Origin of the sequence: Streptomyces sp. NPDC056738, from assembly GCF_042790435.1 — a bacterium.
Classification (GTDB): Bacteria; Actinomycetota; Actinomycetes; order Streptomycetales; family Streptomycetaceae; genus Streptomyces.
This window is the reverse complement of the sequence record NZ_JBHTZF010000007.1, coordinates 33,062-49,911: the sequence shown is the minus strand read 5'-3', so window position 1 is coordinate 49,911 and position 16,850 is coordinate 33,062. Positions and strand designations below refer to the sequence as shown.

15 protein-coding genes are annotated in these 16,850 nt (G+C 71.3%); 12 read left to right on the top strand and 3 right to left on the bottom strand.

Features of this window, described 5'->3' with window-relative positions; translation table 11 throughout:
* Positions 1-217: 217 nt before the first annotated feature.
* From ACFRIC_RS19580 to ACFRIC_RS19565, 4 genes are all read left to right on the top strand, one after another.
* On the top strand, positions 218-562 hold the full coding sequence (locus tag ACFRIC_RS19580) for a DUF3817 domain-containing protein (protein WP_382787311.1): 345 nt from the start codon (positions 218-220) through the stop codon (positions 560-562).
* Positions 559-852: an MTH1187 family thiamine-binding protein gene (locus ACFRIC_RS19575; protein ID WP_382787309.1), complete on the top strand. Its 294-nt coding sequence runs from the start codon at positions 559-561 to the stop codon at positions 850-852. Before ACFRIC_RS19580 ends, ACFRIC_RS19575 begins: the two co-directional genes overlap by 4 nt.
* A 327-nt stretch (positions 853-1,179) precedes the next feature.
* Positions 1,180-2,955, top strand: coding sequence for a glycosyltransferase family 2 protein (locus tag ACFRIC_RS19570; protein ID WP_382788028.1), 1,776 nt, complete (start codon positions 1,180-1,182; stop codon positions 2,953-2,955).
* A 3-nt stretch (positions 2,956-2,958) separates the two neighbouring features.
* The gene (locus tag ACFRIC_RS19565) at positions 2,959-4,914 is read left to right on the top strand and encodes a galactose oxidase-like domain-containing protein (protein ID WP_382787307.1); all 1,956 of its coding nucleotides are present in this window, start codon (positions 2,959-2,961) and stop codon (positions 4,912-4,914) included.
* Positions 4,915-4,954: 40 nt separating this feature from the next.
* Here ACFRIC_RS19565 and ACFRIC_RS19560 read toward each other — a convergent pair whose 3' ends face one another.
* Together ACFRIC_RS19560 and ACFRIC_RS19555 are read right to left on the bottom strand one after the other, a co-directional pair.
* Positions 4,955-5,953: a glycoside hydrolase family 6 protein gene (locus ACFRIC_RS19560; protein ID WP_382787305.1), complete on the bottom strand. Its 999-nt coding sequence runs from the start codon at positions 5,951-5,953 to the stop codon at positions 4,955-4,957.
* 130 nt (positions 5,954-6,083) lie between these two features.
* Positions 6,084-7,067 (bottom strand): DUF5937 family protein, encoded by a 984-nt coding sequence (locus tag ACFRIC_RS19555; RefSeq protein ID WP_382787303.1) that lies wholly within the window; start codon positions 7,065-7,067, stop codon positions 6,084-6,086.
* A gap of 72 nt (positions 7,068-7,139) precedes the next feature.
* Between ACFRIC_RS19555 and ACFRIC_RS19550 the strand changes: the two genes are divergently transcribed.
* From ACFRIC_RS19550 to ACFRIC_RS19535, 4 genes are all read left to right on the top strand, one after another.
* Positions 7,140-8,573 (top strand): MFS transporter, encoded by a 1,434-nt coding sequence (locus ACFRIC_RS19550; protein ID WP_382787301.1) that lies wholly within the window; start codon positions 7,140-7,142, stop codon positions 8,571-8,573.
* Between the two features lie 133 nt (positions 8,574-8,706).
* Positions 8,707-9,216 carry a MarR family winged helix-turn-helix transcriptional regulator gene (locus ACFRIC_RS19545; RefSeq protein ID WP_382787299.1) on the top strand — a complete coding sequence of 170 codons (510 nt, stop codon included), beginning with the start codon at positions 8,707-8,709 and terminating at the stop codon, positions 9,214-9,216.
* Positions 9,217-9,335: 119 nt separating this feature from the next.
* Positions 9,336-9,674, top strand: coding sequence for a DUF3817 domain-containing protein (locus ACFRIC_RS19540; RefSeq protein ID WP_382787297.1), 339 nt, complete (start codon positions 9,336-9,338; stop codon positions 9,672-9,674).
* 74 nt (positions 9,675-9,748) lie between these two features.
* A complete protein-coding gene (locus ACFRIC_RS19535; RefSeq protein WP_382787295.1) occupies positions 9,749-11,449 on the top strand; it encodes a methylmalonyl-CoA mutase in 1,701 nt (566 codons plus the stop codon).
* Positions 11,450-11,738: 289 nt separating this feature from the next.
* Here the strand turns inward: ACFRIC_RS19535 and ACFRIC_RS19530 are convergent, their stop codons facing one another.
* A complete protein-coding gene (locus tag ACFRIC_RS19530; protein ID WP_382787293.1) occupies positions 11,739-12,383 on the bottom strand; it encodes a TetR/AcrR family transcriptional regulator in 645 nt (214 codons plus the stop codon).
* Positions 12,384-12,628: 245 nt separating this feature from the next.
* Here ACFRIC_RS19530 and ACFRIC_RS19525 point away from each other — a divergent pair, with 245 nt between their 5' ends.
* The 4 genes from ACFRIC_RS19525 (at position 12,629) to ACFRIC_RS19510 (ending at position 16,848) form a co-directional block, all read left to right on the top strand.
* Positions 12,629-13,603 carry a tetratricopeptide repeat protein gene (locus ACFRIC_RS19525; RefSeq protein WP_382787291.1) on the top strand — a complete coding sequence of 325 codons (975 nt, stop codon included), beginning with the start codon at positions 12,629-12,631 and terminating at the stop codon, positions 13,601-13,603.
* 618 nt (positions 13,604-14,221) lie between these two features.
* On the top strand, positions 14,222-14,857 hold the full coding sequence (locus tag ACFRIC_RS19520; protein WP_382788026.1) for a DUF6230 family protein: 636 nt from the start codon (positions 14,222-14,224) through the stop codon (positions 14,855-14,857).
* 121 nt (positions 14,858-14,978) lie between these two features.
* On the top strand, positions 14,979-15,554 hold the full coding sequence (locus ACFRIC_RS19515) for a DUF6114 domain-containing protein (RefSeq protein ID WP_382787289.1): 576 nt from the start codon (positions 14,979-14,981) through the stop codon (positions 15,552-15,554).
* Complete coding sequence (locus ACFRIC_RS19510; protein WP_382787287.1) at positions 15,544-16,848, top strand: hypothetical protein; 1,305 nt, start codon at positions 15,544-15,546, stop codon at positions 16,846-16,848. The genes ACFRIC_RS19515 and ACFRIC_RS19510 overlap by 11 nt, the downstream gene beginning before the upstream one ends.
* Positions 16,849-16,850 lie beyond the last annotated feature (2 nt).

Genomic DNA, 16,850 nt, shown 5'->3' with positions numbered 1-16,850 from the left:
CAGAGCCCCCGGGTGGATCCCGTCCCTGATCCACCCCCTAGGGATGCGCCGCCTCCGCTGTCGTCCGCTGCCGGTCCCGGGCCGTCCGGTGTCGCCCGTGTCGTCGGGGCCCCGGACCCGGGATCGCGCGCGCCGGATGCCACAATGGCCGGGACGCTTGTGCTTGCGTTCACAAGCCGGGCGTTCCCCCGACAGCGAATCCCACCGAAGGTGACCCGTGGACATAAAGACCGCCACCGCACTCCGCCGGCTCCGCCTGGTCTCGGCCCCCGAAGCCGTTTCCTTCCTGCTGCTGCTCGTCTGCTCGGTGCTGAAGCGGACCACGGACTTCAACGCCGTCCCCGTCATGGGCGCGGTCCACGGCGTCCTCTTCGTCCTGTACGTGATCTTCTGGGCGGACGCCTGGAACCGCGCCCGGTGGAGCGCCCGTACCGGCGTCCTCTACTTCGTCCTCTCCGTCCTGCCCACCGGCGGCTTCTTCGCCGAGCGCAAGCTCAAGCGCGAGGCCGAGGACGCGGTCGTCGCCTCCCGTTCCTTCGGCGAAGGAGCCGTGAAGGCATGATCGTCGCCTTCTCCGTGACGCCGCTCGGCGTCGGCGAGGACGTGGGGGAGTACGTCGCCGACGCCGTCCGTGTGGTCCGCGAGTCGGGCCTGCCCAACCGCACCGACGCGATGTTCACCTCGGTCGAGGGCGAGTGGGACGAGGTGATGGCCGTCGTCAAGCGTGCCGTCGCCGCCGTCGAGGCACGCGCGCCCCGCGTCTCGCTCGTCCTCAAGGCGGACATCCGCCCCGGCGTGACGGACGGCCTCACCTCCAAGGTGGAGACGGTGGAGCGGCATCTGTCGGCATGACGTCATGACGCCATGACCGCATGACCACATGACCACATGACGGTATGTCGGCATTGCGGGAGAGCGCCCGGCGCGGCCCCGCGGCGAGAACCCCGGTCCCCAGGACCGGGGTTCTCGCATGTCCGGACCGCTCCCGCGTCACCCGCCCCGCGTGGACGGGCGGTTCCCCCGCCGGGGCCGGAGGGCCGTCCGGCGACGAAAGACCACCCGCCCGCCCGCCGTCGCACCCCTTCGGCCCCGCCCCGCTCGACGTGTCGCGAAAACTCCACTTATGTGTGGGTACCAGCGATCACGATCACCGGACGCGTCGAACCACGGGAGGGCGATGTGCGGCCCGCGGGCTACGACTACGACACCCACAGCCGTCTCGCCGGACCCCTGACCGAGCCGTCCGGCACCGGCTACCGGGTGCGGTACACCAAGCTCCTGGCGCGCGAGCCGCACCGAATAGGCGCCATCGTCCTGATGACCCTCGCCCCGGTGCTCACCGGCGCGCTCCTCGTCTACCTCGTGTGGCCCACCCACTGGGCGGGACGCGAGGGCGGCACGCCCTGGATGACCGCCCTCGACACCACGATGCTCGTCGCGATCGGCCTGATCGAACTCTTCATGGTCGTCAACGTCCTGAGCATCGCCCACGCGACGATGGTCGCCCGCGACCCCGTGCCCGTCCGTCCCGCGCACGGGACCCGGGTCGCCTTCCTCACCACCTACGTCCCGGGAAAGGAGCCCCTCGCCACGGTCCGGGCCACCCTCGAGGCCGCGGCCGCGCTCACCCACACCGGTCCCCTCGACGTCTGGCTGCTCGACGAGGGCGACGACGACCAGGCCAGAGCCCTCTGCGCCGAGCTCGGCGTCCGGCACTTCACCCGGTTCGGCGTGCCCGAGTGGAACCGCCCCGAGGGCCGCCACAAGGCCCGTACCAAGCACGGCAACTACAACGCGTGGCTCGACCTGTACGGGCACGCCTACGATTTCTTCGCCTCCGTCGACACCGACCACGTCCCGCTGCCCGGATTCCTCGACCGCATGATGGGCTACTTCCGGGACCCCGACGTCGCGTTCGTCGTCGGCCCCCAGGTGTACGGGAACTACGACAACCCCGTCACCAAGGCCGCCGAGTCCCAGCAGTTCCTCTTCCACGCCCTCATCCAGCGCGCCGGGAACCGCTACGGCTCACCCATGTTCGTCGGCACCAACAACGTCGTCCGGATCGCCGCGCTCCGGCAGATCGGCGGGCTGTACGACTCCATCACCGAGGACATGGCCACCGGGTTCGAGGTGCACCGGCACCGCAACCCCCGCACCGGCCGGCACTGGCGGTCCGTCTACACCCCGGACGTGCTCGCCGTCGGTGAGGGCCCCTCCACCTGGACCGACTTCTTCACCCAGCAGACGCGCTGGTCCCGCGGCACCTACGAGACGCTGGCCAAGCAGTACGGGAAGGCGCTGTTCACCATGCCCCCCGGCCGGCTCCTCTCGTACTCGCTGATGCTCCTCTACTACCCGATGACGGCCGTCAACTGGCTCCTGGGCATGCTGAGCTGCTTCCTCTTCCTGTGGTTCGGGGCGTCCGGGACACAGGTCAGCGCGTCCCTGTGGCTGATGCTGTACGGCGACGCCGCCGCCCTCCAGATCTGCCTGTACCTGTGGAACCGGCGGCACAACGTCTCGCCGCACGAGCCCGAGGGATCCGGCGGCCTGGCCGGCATGGCGATGTCGGCCCTGTCGGCCCCCGTCTACCTGAAGGCGCTCGGCGAGGCGGTCGTCCGCCGCCCCAGCCGCTTCGTCGTCACCCCGAAGGGCCACGACGCGAGCCCCGACCGGCTCGGGACCTTCCGCGTCCATCTCGGCTGGGCCGCGCTGCTGGCCGTCTCGCTCGGCGCCTCCGCCGTCCTCGGCCACACCCACCCGGCCATGCGGACCTGGGCGCTGCTGGCCATGGGCATCGCGCTGGCACCGGTCGCGGTCTGGATCCGCACCCGCGCCGGGGAACGCCGCACCCGGCCCCCGGCGCCCACCCCGGTCCGCGTTCCCGACAGCCGCGAATCGGTGGCGGCCACGCCCGTCACGGTCACCGGCTCCCCGACAGGAGGCACCTAGGCCATGGCCCACCGGCCCTCGAAGAAGACCAGGAAGACGCTGCTCGGCATCACCGGCATCGCCGTCCTCGCGGCACTCAACGCCCCGGCCGCGCTCGGCTTCGCCGGTGAGAAGTACCACGAGTACGAGATCTCCCGCCCCGCCTACCAGGCGAAGTACGGCTCCTGGAGCAGTGTCGACATCCCCGCCCGCTACCGCACCAACGCGATCCACGCGGCCCTCCTGCACACCGGGAAGGTGCTCATCGTCGCCGGGTCGGGCAACGAGCAGAAGAAGTTCGACCGGGGGACCTTCGACACCGTCCTGTGGGATCCGAGGACGGACACCTTCAAGAAGATCCCCACGCCGGACGACTTCTTCTGCTCCGGACACGCCCAGCTCCCCGACGGCAGGCTGCTCGTGGCCGGCGGCACCGCCCGCTACGAGAAGCTGGACGGCGAGGTCGTACGGGCCGGCGGCGGCATGCGCGTGAAGAACGAGAACCCCGACAAGACGATCGTCCTCAAGAAGGGCACGGTCTTCCGCTCACCCGCCGGTGTCGACTACGTCAGCAGGGTCGACGTGACGGTCCCGAGGGCCCGGCGGAACCAGATCATCACCTACGACCGCAAGGGCGCCATGCAGCCCTGGAGGACGGAGGTGACCGCCGGGGAGGCCCGCGTCTTCGTCGAGGCCGAGGAGAAGGGACCGGGGTCCGTCACCGACCGGCAGGCCCAGTACGAGATCGTCGGCCTGCACGGCGAGGACGTGTACAACACGTACGGCCTCTCGGAGAAGATCACCCTGGAGAAGCAGGACTTCCAGGGCATCAGGGCCGCCTACGAGTTCGACCCGAAGGCCGAGCGGTACGTCCCCGTCGACCCGATGGACAAGGCCCGCTGGTACCCGACCCTCGTGGGGCTCGACGACGGACGGGTCCTCGCCGTCTCCGGCCTCGACGACGTCGGGGTCATCGACCCCGGCGACACCGAGATCTACGACCCGGTGACGAAGAAGTGGGGACCCGGCCCCCACCGCTACTTCCCCACCTACCCGGCCCTCTTCCTCACCAAGGGCGGCAAGCTCTTCTACCCGGCCTCCAACGCCGGGTACGGGCCCGCCGACCAGGGCCGCGAGCCGGGCCTGTGGGACCCGCGGACCAACACCTTCCAGAAGGTGCCCGGCCTGCGGGACGCCGACCGGACCGAGACCTCCTCGTCGGTCCTGCTCCCGCCCGCCCAGGACCAGAAGGTGATGATCCTCGGCGGCGGAGGCGTCGGCGAGTCCCGGAAGTCCACCGCCCGCACCGCCGTCGTCGACCTCAAGAAGGACAGCCCGGTCTTCGAGGACGGGCCCGACCTGCCCCAGGGCACCCGCTATCTGAACAGCGTGATCATGCCGGACGACACCGTCTTCACCACCAACGGCTCCCGCGACTACCGCGGCCGCGGCGCCAGCAACATCCTCAAGGCGCAGTTCTACGATCCCCGCACCAACACCTTCACCCAGGCGGCCTCCCCGCGCGTGGGCCGCAACTACCACTCCGAGGCGCTGCTCCTGCCCGACGGCCGGGTCGCCACCTTCGGCTCGGACCCGCTCTTCGACGACCGGAAGAACACCAAACTGGGCCACTTCGAACAGCGCATGGAGGTCTTCACCCCACCCGCCCTGCACCGCGACGGCGCCGCCCGCCCGGTGCTCGGGGCGGGCCCCGAGGAACTCGACGCGAACCACCGGGCGACCTTCGCCACCGGCCACCCCGAACGGGTCGTCAAGGCACGGCTGATGCGGCCGAGCGCCGTCACCCACACCACGGACGTCGAACAGCGGTCCGTCGAGCTGGGGCTGACGAAGACCGCGGGATCGGTCACCGTCGAGGTGCCGAGGGATCCGGCGCTGGTGCCGCCGGGCTGGTACATGCTCTTCGTGACGGACGCGCGGGGCACACCGTCCGAGGCGAAGTGGATCCACGTCAGGTGACGCCGGGCGCGGGGTGTCCGGCGCGGGACCGCCGCGGCCCTCAGCCGGTCGAGCCGCGCGCCAGCTCCAGGGCGTACTCCGGCCACCACCGGCCGGCCGGCGGTCCGCCCCCGCACTCCCCGTCCGACTCGCCGGGCCGCTTGATCCACAGGTAGGCGTCGAGGACGGGCTCGCCGGTGGCCGTGGTCGGCCGGGTGCCCAGGGCCCGGCCCGGCGGGTTGCACCACACCCCCTCCAGCGGGCCGTTGCCGTTGCGGCTGGTGTCGACCACGAAGTGCTTGCCGCCCAGCCGTGCCGAGAGACGGACGCCGTACTCCCTGCTGACCTTGTCCGTCTGGAAGTTGGACACGTTGAGCGCGAAGCCGTCGGCGTGCGCGACGCCCGCGCGTTCCAGGGGGCCGACCAGCCGCTCCGCGTCGGGGATCCAGGACGGGTTCCCGGCGTCCAGGTACACCTTGGTGCGCGGCCGGCCCTTCAGCCGGACGACCGCCTCGCCGAGCAGCCGCTCGCGCTCGTCGTGGTACTCGGCGGGCGTACAGCCGTCCACGATGTGGGCGATCGCGTCCGGCTCCAGGACCACCAGGGCCCGGCCGTCACCGAGGGCGTCGGCGAACCTGCCGATCCACCGGCGGTAGGCGTCCGCGTCCGCCGCCCCGCCCGCCGAGTGCTGGCCGCAGTCCCGGTGCGGGATGTCGTACGCCACGAAGACCGCCGTCCGCCCCTCCCGGGCCGCGGACGCGATCGCCGACCGGACCGCCGGACCCGGGTCGAGCTCGCCCGCCGGCCACAGGGCGACGGGCTCGTCCGCGATCCGCCTCAGCAGCGCGGCGTCCCCGGCCCGGCCCTGCCGGCGCCACAGCTCGATCTGCCGCGCCGCCGGGCCCCTCGGGTCGACCCAGAAGGGCGAGCCGGCGGCGGGGCCAGACCGCTTCGAGGCGCCGCCGGTGACCGGGGCCCGGCCGGCCTCGGGCGCGGACGTGCATCCCGCCGTGAGCGCGAGCGCCGCGAGGACCGCGAGGGCGTGGATCAGCCGGGGCATGCCGCTCCCTTGCGCGAAGGTGACGTACGGTCATCAATCGTGGCACAGCGGGCCATGGCGACGGGGGAGGCCGCGTCGCGCGGTGGGCGGCCGGGGCACCCAGGGCGCCGGTCCCGCCGGCGGTCCTGCGTCAGCCGCCGCCCGAGGCCAGCGCGATCCCGAGCGGAGTCCGCTCGTACAGCACCTGGTGCCCGTACCGGCGCGAGACGAGCAGGCCCGCGTCGCGCAGGGCGGTGAGATGCGCGGAGACGGACGACGGAGCCAGCCGCAGCCGGTGCGCGAGCGAGGTCGTCCCGGCCGGTTCGTCGAGCGCGGTGAGCACACCGGCGCGGCCGCGCCCGAGGAGGCGTACGAGCGCCTCGGGGGTGCGGTCGGCCGGCTCGGTCCACAGGCCGCCGATGCCGCGCGCGGGGTAGACGAGCGTCGCCTGCCACGGCGGCTCGAAGCCGCTGATCACGTCCGGCCAGGAGAACACGCTCGGCATGAGGACCAGGCCCTGGCCGGCCAGGTGCCGTTCGTGCAGGCCCCCGACCTCGACGGTCAGCGTGTGCGAGCGCCAGCCGAAACGCCGGTCGATCTCCGGCAGCAGCCCGCCGAGGCCCACCTCGGCCAGCCGCCGGGAGTGGAAGGCGACATCGGCGTCCAGCAGGGCGCGCAGCCGTGGCCAGTCCGGTTCCACGAGGGTGTGCCAGGCCTGTTCCAGCAGGTCCGTCAGGTCCCGCACCATACGCACCGGGTCGGCCAGCAGGGCCCGGCCGCGCGGCGAGTCCAGCGCGCCGGGGGTGTCGGCGAGAGACCGCGCGCTCTCCTCGCGGGCCACGTCCGGATCGGCCGCGCGGAGGGCGGCGATCTCCTCCTCGAAGCTCGCCGCCGGGCCCAGCGGTGGCGGTCCGAGCCAGTCGGGGGAGTAGCCGCGCTGCGGCATCAGCAGCCACAGCGGGGTGAGGTCGAGCCCGGCGGCGGCCGCGCGCATGCGGCGCAGCCAGGGTGCGTGATAGCCGTGCCGCGCGGGCCGGTCGAGCGTGCGGACCGCCTCCTGCGTCTCCCACAGCGGCGACACCGCGAACCGGCAGTTGAGGAGGTCGTCCTCCCCGAAGTGCAGCAGTGACGGCATGAACGACCCCAGAAGATTCGGCTGACGCCGAAACTTTACGCGGCCGGGGCCGGGCCGGGCACGCTGTCGCCCATGCCGGAAGCAGAGACGAAGGGCACGACGACCGTGCCCACCCAGGCGCGCGCCACCGACGGGAACACCGCGCCGCCCGCCACGGGGGACCCGACCACGCCGACGCGGGACGCCGCGGAGAGGACCGCCGGGCCCGCCCCGGAGGGCGCCGCCGGGCCGGTGACGCCCCCGTCGGAGCGCGACCCGGAGGGGGCACCCGCGCGGAGCGGGTACGGTCCCGTGTTCGCCGTGCCCGAGTTCCGTGCCGTCTTCGTGGCGCACGCGTTCTCGCTGCTCGGGCTCGTCGTCAGCGAGATCGCCCTCTCCGTCCTCGTCTACGGGCTGACCGGCTCCCCGCTGCTCAGCGCCCTGACCTTCGCGCTCGGCTTCCTGCCCTACCTGATCGGCGGGACCCTGCTCGCCGGCGTCGCGGACCGCTTCCCGGCCCGCCGCGTCCTGGTCGTGTGCGATCTGGTGTGCGCGGGCTGTGTGGCCGTGATGGTGCTGCCGGGCGCGCCCGTCGCGGTGCTGCTCGTGATGCGGGCCGCGCTCGCCCTGGTCGCCCCGGTCTTCCAGGGGACGCGGACGGCTACCCTCGCGGACGTCCTCGGCGACGGGGAACTGTTCGTGCTCGGCCGCTCCCTGCTGCGGATCCTGTCGCAGAGCGCGCTGCTCGCCGGCTTCGGGACCGGCGGCCTGCTCCTCACCGTCGTCTCCCCGCGCCACGCGCTCCTCGTCACGGTGTGCACGTTCCTCGCCTCCGCCGTCCTGCTGCGCTTCGGCACCCGGCGGCGGCCCGCGCGGGCTGACCGGGGCCAGGCGCTCGTGCGCGACTCCCTGCGCGGTGCCCGGCAGGTGCTGGCCGACCGGCGGATCCTCGTGCTGCTCCTGCTGTTCTGGGTGCCGTCGATGTTCGTGGTCGCGCCGGAGGCGCTGGCGGCGCCGTACGCCGAGGGGCTCGGGGCCGGTACGGCCGGGCTGGGCCTGCTGATGTGCGCGCTGCCCGTCGGCACGATCGCGGGGGAGCTGTTCGCGGGTTCCCGGCTGCGGCCGGCGACCCGGGGCCGGCTCACGCTCCCGCTGGTCTGCGTCACGCTGCTGCCCTACGCCGCGTACGCGCTGCGGCCCGGTCTCGGCTGGACGCTGGTCCTGCTGGTGCTCGCGGGGGCCGGATCCGCGTACACCCTCGGCCTGGACCAGTGGTTCGTGCGGGCGGTGCCGGACGAACTGCTCGGCCGGGCCATGACGTTGAACACGGCCGGGCTGATGACCCTCCAGGGCGTGGGGATGGCCCTGTCGGGCGTGGTGGCGGAGTTCGCCGGCGTGCGCACGACGATCGTGGGCGCGGGCGTCCTGGGCACCGCGGCCTGCGTGGCCCTGGCGGTGGCGGCCCGGCGCACGGAAGCCGACGCGACGCGGGACGAGGAGAAACCCCCGGCCGACGGGGAGCGGTGACGAGGAGAAACCTCTGACCGACGGGAGCGGTGAGCGGGCTTCGGAGCCGCCCCGGACCCGGTTCCCGCAAGGGCGGAGACCGAAAAGCGAGACGGGGCTGACCACGATGTGACCGGCCGGTAAGGTCGTCGGCGTGCCGAAGCCGCTCAGCCTTGCCTTCGATCCCATCGCCCGCGCCGACGAACACTGGCGCCAGCGCTGGGGTTCCGTGCCGTCCATGTCCGCCATCACCTCGATCATGCGCGCGCACCAGATCCTGCTCGCCGAGGTGGACGCGGTCGTCAAGCCGTACGGGCTGACCTTCGCGCGCTACGAGGCGCTGGTGCTGCTCACCTTCTCCAAGGCGGGCGAGCTGCCGATGTCCAAGATCGGCGAGCGGCTCATGGTGCATCCGACGTCCGTCACGAACACGGTGGACCGGCTGGTGCGGTCCGGGCTCGTCGACAAGCGGCCGAACCCGAACGACGGCCGGGGCACCCTCGCCTCCATCACGGACAAGGGCCGCGAGGTCTGCGACGCGGCCACCCGCGATCTGATGGCGATGGACTTCGGGCTCGGGGTCTACGACGCCGAGGAGTGCGGGGAGATCTTCGCGATGCTCCGCCCGCTGCGCGTCGCCGCCCACGACTTCGACGAGGCGTAGCCGGGGGCCGGCCCGGCCATGGGGGTCAAGGGCCCGGCGACGGGCGGGGGAGAGCCCGGGGCGGCGCGCGGTGTGGGGGCGCCTGAAGATCGGCCGAAAAGGGTGGTTACCCTCGTGCCATGAAGAAGAGCGTGTTGACCCGCTACCGCGTCATGGCCTACGTCACCGGCGTGCTGCTGGTTCTGCTGTGCCTGAGCATGATCGCGAAGTACGGCATGGGCCTGGACGGGGCCGCGGACTTCACCCGTGTCGTCGCCATCGCCCACGGCTGGCTGTACGTCGTCTACCTGATCTTCGCCTTCGACCTGGGCTCCAAGGCGAAGTGGCCGGTCGGCAAGCAGCTCTGGGTGCTGCTGGCGGGCACGATCCCCACGGCCGCCTTCTTCGTCGAGCGGAACATCAGCCGCGAGCTGGAGTCCAAGGTCGCGGACGGTACTCCCGCGGTCGCCAAGGCCTGATCAACACCGCCGTACGCACACGTACGGCGGTTTGCCATCGACATTTACTAGGACGTCCTAGTAAATTCGAGGGTATGGACGCTCACGCCATCGAGGAAGGCCGCCGACGTTGGCAGGCCCGCTACGACGCGTCGCGCAAGCGCGACGCGGACTTCACCACGCTCTCCGGCGATCCCGTGGAGCCGGTGTACGGTCCCCGACCGGGGGACAACTACGAGGGCTTCGAGCGGATCGGCTGGCCCGGGGAGTACCCCTTCACGCGCGGGCTGTACGCGACCGGCTACCGGGGCCGTACGTGGACCATCCGGCAGTTCGCCGGGTTCGGCAACGCCGAGCAGACCAACGAGCGGTACAAGATGATCCTCGCCAACGGCGGCGGGGGCCTCTCGGTGGCCTTCGACATGCCGACGCTGATGGGCCGCGACTCGGACGACCCCCGTTCGCTCGGCGAGGTCGGGCACTGCGGTGTCGCGATCGACTCGGCGGCCGACATGGAGGTCCTGTTCCAGGACATCCCGCTCGGTGACGTCACCACGTCGATGACGATCAGCGGTCCCGCCGTGCCGGTCTTCTGCATGTACCTGGTCGCCGCCGAGCGGCAGGGCATCGACCCCGCCGTACTGAACGGCACGCTCCAGACGGACATCTTCAAGGAGTACATCGCGCAGAAGGAGTGGCTGTTCCAGCCCGAGCCGCATCTGCGCCTCATCGGCGACCTGATGGAGCACTGCGCCGAGAAGATCCCCGCGTACAAGCCGCTGTCCGTCTCCGGCTACCACATCCGCGAGGCCGGTTCCACGGCCGCGCAGGAGCTCGCCTACACGCTGGCGGACGGCTTCGGCTACGTGGAACTGGGGCTGTCCCGCGGCCTCGACGTGAACGTCTTCGCCCCCGGCCTCTCGTTCTTCTTCGACGCGCACGTCGACTTCTTCGAGGAGATCGCCAAGTTCCGCGCGGCCCGCCGGATCTGGGCCCGCTGGATGCGCGACGTGTACGGCGCCACCTCGGAGAAGGCGCAGTGGCTGCGCTTCCACACGCAGACCGCCGGCGTCTCGCTGACGGCCCAGCAGCCGTACAACAACGTCGTGCGCACCGCCGTGGAGGCGCTCGCCGCGGTCCTCGGCGGCACGAACTCGCTGCACACCAACGCCTTGGACGAGACCCTGGCCCTGCCCTCCGAGCAGGCGGCCGAGATCGCCCTGCGGACCCAGCAGGTGCTCATGGAGGAGACCGGCGTCGCCAACGTCGCGGACCCGCTGGGCGGTTCCTGGTACGTCGAGCAGCTCACCGACCGCATCGAGGCCGACGCGGAGAAGATCTTCGAGCAGATCAGGGAGCGCGGACTGCGGGCGCACCCGGACGGCAAGCACCCCATCGGGCCCATCACCTCCGGCATCCTGCGCGGGATCGAGGACGGCTGGTTCACCGGTGAGATCGCCGAGTCGGCGTTCCAGTACCAGCGCTCGGTCGAGAAGGGCGACAAGCGGGTCGTCGGTGTCAACGTCCACCACGGGTCCGTCACCGGCGACCTGGAGATCCTCCGGGTCAGCCACGAGGTGGAGCGCGAGCAGGTGCGGGTGCTGGCCTCGCGCAAGTCGGACCGCGACGAGGTCGCCGTGCGCGGCGCGCTGGACGCCATGCTCGCCGCCGCGCGCGACGGGGCGAACATGATCGCTCCCATGCTGGACGCGGTGCGGGCGGAGGCGACCCTGGGTGAGATCTGCGGGGTCCTGCGCGACGAGTGGGGCATCTACACGGAACCGGCGGGCTTCTGACCGCCCCGGGCAGCCAGGAGCCCCCTGGCTGCCCGCCCCCGGGCTCCGGGCCCCCGCCACCCCGGCGAGGCCCGCCCGGCGCCAGGTGGACCTTTTCTCGCCCCCTCCGCCCCTACCCGTCCCGTACCCGGGGCTCCGCCCCGGACCCCGCTCCTCAAGCGCCGGAGGGGCTGAAAATTTCGCCGGCCGGGGCTGGAAGGTGGACGGCCGGGGCTGGAACCGTCTTCTCCGTCCGACGGCGACGGGCTGATGTACCGGCGCGGCCCCGACCCCCCGCCGGACCGTGCGGTCAGCCCCCGGGAGGTGCCGGGTCGTCGGTCGCCGCGCCGGTCAGGCCGACCAGCAGGACCCGGGTGAACGAGCGCACCCACTCCTCGTCCGCGGGCTCCGCGCTGACCAGGGTGCGATGCACGACCGCTCCGGCGACCACGTCGAAGATCAGGGCCGCGGTGCGGTCGGCGGCGACCGGGTCCGACTCCGGGGGCAGCTCACCGCGCGCCTGGGCGCGGGCCCGCCCCTCCATGACCAGCCGCTTCTGCCGGTCGACGATCGACGTGCGGATGCGCTCCCGCAGCGGCTCGTCCCGGGTGGACTCCGCGACCACGGCCATCAGCGCCGTCTTCGCCTCCGGCCGGTCCAGGATCGCCGCGAACTGGAGCACCACACCCTCGATGTCGGCGGCCAGACTCCCCCGGTCGGGAAGCTCCAGCTCGTCGAAGAGCTCGGCCACCGCGTCGACGACCAGCTCGTTCTTGCCCGCCCAGCGACGGTAGAGGGTCGTCTTGGCCACCCCCGCGAGCGTCGCCACGTACCCCAACGTCAGTTTGGACCAGCCCAGTTCGACCAGGGCCGTGCGCGTCGCCTCCAGGATCGCGGCGTCCGCGGCCGCGCTGCGGGGGCGGCCCGTACGGGCGGCATGGGAGCGACATTGCATGCCATTGACCATATCCGGCCGTCTCACCGGCGATATCCGGCGGTTCTGTGAAGCCGTGAGGGAGATCACCGGCGGACGGTGCACGGGCGTGCGTCCGTGCAGTTACGCTACGACTCGTAGCGAAAGCTCGACCGCGGCGACAACCGCACAGGCGCCAGGTGGGGACCGGGTGTCGAACAGGCCTGACACAGCCTGGCTTTCACGACGCTTTTCACACGTGCGCGAGGAAGGGGGAGGATGTACTCATGCAGCCACGGAACATGTCCATGAGCGGAGTCGTCGACCTCGCCGCGGTGAAGGCGGCCCAGGAGGCCAAGTCGAAGGCGGAGCAGGCGCGAGCCGAAGCCGCCAGGCAGGGCGGAGGCGGGGCCGTGACTCCCGCGAGCCTCGTCATCGACGTAGACGAGGCAGGATTCGAGCAGGACGTCCTGCAGCGCTCCACCGAGGTGCCCGTCGTCATCGACTTCTGGGCCGAGTGGTGCGAGCCCTGCAAGCAGCTCAGCCCGCTGCTGGAGCGGCTGGCCGTCGAGTACAACGGGCGCTTCGTGCTCGCCAAGATCGACGTCGACGCCAACCAGATGCTGATGCAGCAGTTCGGGGTCCAGGGGATCCCGGCCGTGTTCGCGGTGGTGGCCGGACAGGCCCTGCCGCTCTTCCAGGGAGCCGCCGCCGAGGCCCAGATCCGCGGGACCCTCGACCAGCTCGTCCAGGTGGCCGAGCAGCGCTTCGGCCTGACCGGCCTGACGGTCGACCCGGACGCCGCCCAGGGCGCGCCCGCCGCGGCGCAGGAGATGCCCGCCGGACCCTACGACGCGCTCCTCGAAGCCGCCGTACAGGCGCTGGACGCGGGCGACTTCGGCGGTGCCGTCCAGGCGTACAAGAACGTGCTGGGCGACGACCCGGGCAACACCGAGGCCAAACTGGGCCTGGCCCAGGCCGAGTTGCTCCAGCGGGTGCAGAGTCTCGACCCGCAGAAGGTGCGCCACGACGCCGCGGCGAAGCCCGGTGACGTGACGGCGCAGATCGCGGCGGCCGACCTGGACCTCGTGGGCGGGCACGTCGAGGACGCCTTCGGGCGGCTCATCGACACCGTGCGCCTCACGGCCGGCGACGACCGTGACGCCGTACGCCTGCGGCTGCTGGAGCTCTTCGAGGTCGTCGGTGCCGACGACCCCCGCGTGGTGGCCGCGCGCAGGGCCCTCGCCAGGGCGCTGTTCTGACCAGTCCGTAAACGCCAGGGCTTGTGATGCCCGGGTGAAAGATTGGCCGACAGGGACGGATGTGGCCGCGCTTTACCAAAACTTGGTAAACGCGGCCGCTGTTACTCGTAGTAAGTCGCGGACGTTGAACTGTCTGTTTCCGTCCGGAATTTGACCACTGTGTCACCCCGGGTGGGGCCACCCTGAGTCGCCACCCGATACCGACGGGTCGTTCTTCGGTTATCCCGCCGTTACTAGCGAGTAACGAACCCCCTTGTGCACGCGGCGAGAATGCACCACGATCGGCGACGCTCGGTCCATTCCCGCACCCCGACAGCCAATCGGGTCGGCGGACTTTCTGGGTCCCCACCGAGTAGGGCCGACAGCAGTGCGATCGGTTCTTGGGCAGGGGGGTCTTCGCCGTCCGGCGGAGCCTGTCCAGCAGGTTGTGCGTGATGTGTTCAGGCGCGACCAGTGGTTGTCGCTCGGGGGTGATCGCCGGTGATTCGGGTGCATTCGCACCTCCGGGTACAGGCGCTCTCCTTCCCGAGGACGTAGCACTTCTCCCATCCCTGCCCGGCTGAGCCGCCGCAACGTGGCAGTCAGGGCCAGGAGATGTACGTCCGAGAAGGAGGAAAAATTATGTCCCAGGTGCGTGGCGGGACCAGATGGAAGCGGTTCGCCGTCGTCATGGTGCCCAGCGTGGCAGCCACGGCAGCGATAGGTGTCGCCCTCGCGCAGGGTGCTCTCGCCGCATCGTTCAGTGTCTCCGGTCAGTCCTTCAAGGTGACCGCGGACAAGCTCGAGGGTACGGGCTTCTCCCAGTACGGAGCTCTCGACCAGGGCACGGGCCTCGACGGCAAGGCTGCGCTGCACCCTGTCGCGGTGTCGGCGTTCAAGAGCGCTGACATCACCAGCATGTGTCAGTCCGTCGTCACCCCGAACATCCCGCTGCTCGGTTCCGTCAGCCTCGTGCTGAAGGCCGGCGGCAGCGGTACGCCGGTTCACGCCGACAACCTCTACATCGATGTCGAGGACCTCGGCGCTGACGCGACGTTCAAGAACATCGACATCGGTGTTGCCGCCAAGGACGCCACCAAGGGTCCGGGCATGAAGGGCGGCGGCGAGCAGGCCAACCCCTACGGGTTCGCCCAGCAGGCCGAGTCGGCCACGCTGACCGACGTGAAGCAGACGGCGTGGGCGACCACCGCCGGCACGTTCAAGCTCAGCGGTCTGAAGATGTCGGTGTCCGCCGGCACCAAGGAGTGCTACTAAGCACCCCTGGGGCGGGCGTCGAGGCCCAGGCCGCTTCGCCCGCCCCGCCCGCTCCGCCCGTCGTACGCGGAGCACCCAACGCGTACTTCTCACAGCAATGCCGTTCCAGGGAGCTGTTTCCATGAGCGCCGAGACCCCTGCCGCGCCTGGTCAGAACGATGAGCACTACCTTCAGGTGTTCCGGCGGAACTTCCGTAACTGGAGGGGCGACCGCCCGTTCTGGGCCGGCCTGTACATCGTGTTCGGCGGATTCCCCATCGCCTACTTCCCGTACGCGCACCTTCACCTCGGCCATCTGACGCTGGCGATGTCCACCACCGCCGGTGCCGGATCCCTGATCATCGGCGTACTCCTCGTCGTGCTCGGGATCAGCCTCTGGTTCCAGAAGCACGTGCGGACGTTCGCGGGTGTCGCCGCGATCCTCCTCGCCCTGGTGTCCATCCCGGTGGCCAACCTCGGCGGCTTCCTGATCGGCTTCCTGTTCGCCCTGCTCGGCGGCGCCATGGCGGTCTCCTGGGTTCCCGGGGAGCCCGAGGAGGGCTACGCCACGTCGAGCTCCCTCGGCAAGCAGGACACCCTGGACGCTTCGGCGGCCGAGCCCGTCGGGCCCGAGGCGGCGGACGGCGCGGACGACCCGAACGATCTGTCAGGAACGAGCCCGACCAACGGGGCGAACGGGAGGCACAGTGCCGGCTGACGAGGTGACCCATGGGACAGATGTGGAGGCGTCCCGTGTGAGAACCGGGCCGCGCCACGCGGCCCCGAGGAAGCCGCTGTTCACCAGGTTCCAGATGCCCGCCGGCAAGGTGATAGCCATAGCGGCGATGCCGACGGCGGTCCTCATGGGCATGGGCTTCACCCCGACGCTCGCCCAGGCCGACGACCACTCCACCTCCAAGAGCCTCACGGCCGAGGAGTACCAGGCGTGCGTCGAGGCCGTCACGGGTGAGGAGGCGTCGGACTCGGCGTCGCCCTCCGCCTCGCCGAGCCCGAGCGCTTCCTCGGACGACGCCACGCCGTCCCCCTCCGCGTCGTCGGACGCCCCGGACAAGGACACGGCCTCTTCGTCGGATTCAGGTTCCGACGACAAGGCCGAGCCCACCGCGACCCCGTCCGCCTCCGCGAGCGCGCAGGAGAAGACGGCGGACAAGGCGGCGGACAGCGGTGCGTCCACGCCGACCCCCTCGGCCTCCGAGAGCAGCAAGAACCCGCTCGACCCGCTGGGTGTCGGCGACGCCATCAAGGACATCCTCACGCCCGACGAGACGGCGAGCTCCACCCCGGCGCCGACCGCCTCACCGTCCGCCTCGGCGAGTGCCGGCTCGGACACGTCGGACGGCAAGAGCACCGCGGACACCGTCAAGGACACGACCGACAAGGTCACCGAGACGGTGGACGACACGACGAAGAAGGTCACGGACACCGCGTCGAAGGCCGCCTCGGACGCCACCGAGAAGGCGAAGGACGCGGTCACCGAGTCGCCCAGCCCGTCCGCGAGCGCCACCACGGACGCGGCGGACTGCCCGGTCGCCACCGACGACGAGGGCGGCGTGGACAACCCGGTCGCCCTGCCGACCGACCCCTGGTACCTCAACGCCAGTTCGCTGCTCCTCAAGGGCGCCGACTACCAGGGCATAGTCAAGGTGAAGACCGCCGACGGCACCGTCAAGAAGGTGCTGAAGTACGTCATATCCGACGGCACCGACATCGGCGACCTTCACCAGACCGTGAACGACAAGCAGTCCGGCAAGACCTACCACGTGCAGGCCGCGTCGGGTTCGACGTCCACGATCCGTGACGGCAAGACGATCATGTACACGGAGAGCATCTCCGGGAACCTGCTCGGGCTCATCCCGGTCACGTTCGATCCGGACAACCCTCCGCCGCTGAACATCCCGCTGATCTACTTCACCAAGGTGAAGGTCGTTCAGGCCGGCCAGTTCGGCGGGACCCTGCACGTTCCCGGACTCCACCAGTACACGACCGGCTGAGT

What these genes read in the sequence shown, in the direction of transcription:
- ACFRIC_RS19540 (WP_382787297.1), top strand. Translation starts at nt 9,336, where the DNA reads ATGAAGAAGAGCGTGTTGACCCGCTACCGCGTCATGGCCTACGTCACC.
- ACFRIC_RS19550 (WP_382787301.1), top strand. Translation starts at nt 7,140, where the DNA reads ATGCCGGAAGCAGAGACGAAGGGCACGACGACCGTGCCCACCCAGGCG.
- ACFRIC_RS19515 (WP_382787289.1), top strand. Translation starts at nt 14,979, where the DNA reads ATGAGCGCCGAGACCCCTGCCGCGCCTGGTCAGAACGATGAGCACTAC.
- ACFRIC_RS19555 (WP_382787303.1), bottom strand. Translation starts at nt 7,067, where the DNA reads ATGCCGTCACTGCTGCACTTCGGGGAGGACGACCTCCTCAACTGCCGG.
- ACFRIC_RS19575 (WP_382787309.1), top strand. Translation starts at nt 559, where the DNA reads ATGATCGTCGCCTTCTCCGTGACGCCGCTCGGCGTCGGCGAGGACGTG.
- ACFRIC_RS19560 (WP_382787305.1), bottom strand. Translation starts at nt 5,953, where the DNA reads ATGCCCCGGCTGATCCACGCCCTCGCGGTCCTCGCGGCGCTCGCGCTC.
- ACFRIC_RS19525 (WP_382787291.1), top strand. Translation starts at nt 12,629, where the DNA reads ATGCAGCCACGGAACATGTCCATGAGCGGAGTCGTCGACCTCGCCGCG.
- ACFRIC_RS19530 (WP_382787293.1), bottom strand. Translation starts at nt 12,383, where the DNA reads ATGCAATGTCGCTCCCATGCCGCCCGTACGGGCCGCCCCCGCAGCGCG.
- ACFRIC_RS19565 (WP_382787307.1), top strand. Translation starts at nt 2,959, where the DNA reads ATGGCCCACCGGCCCTCGAAGAAGACCAGGAAGACGCTGCTCGGCATC.
- ACFRIC_RS19535 (WP_382787295.1), top strand. Translation starts at nt 9,749, where the DNA reads ATGGACGCTCACGCCATCGAGGAAGGCCGCCGACGTTGGCAGGCCCGC.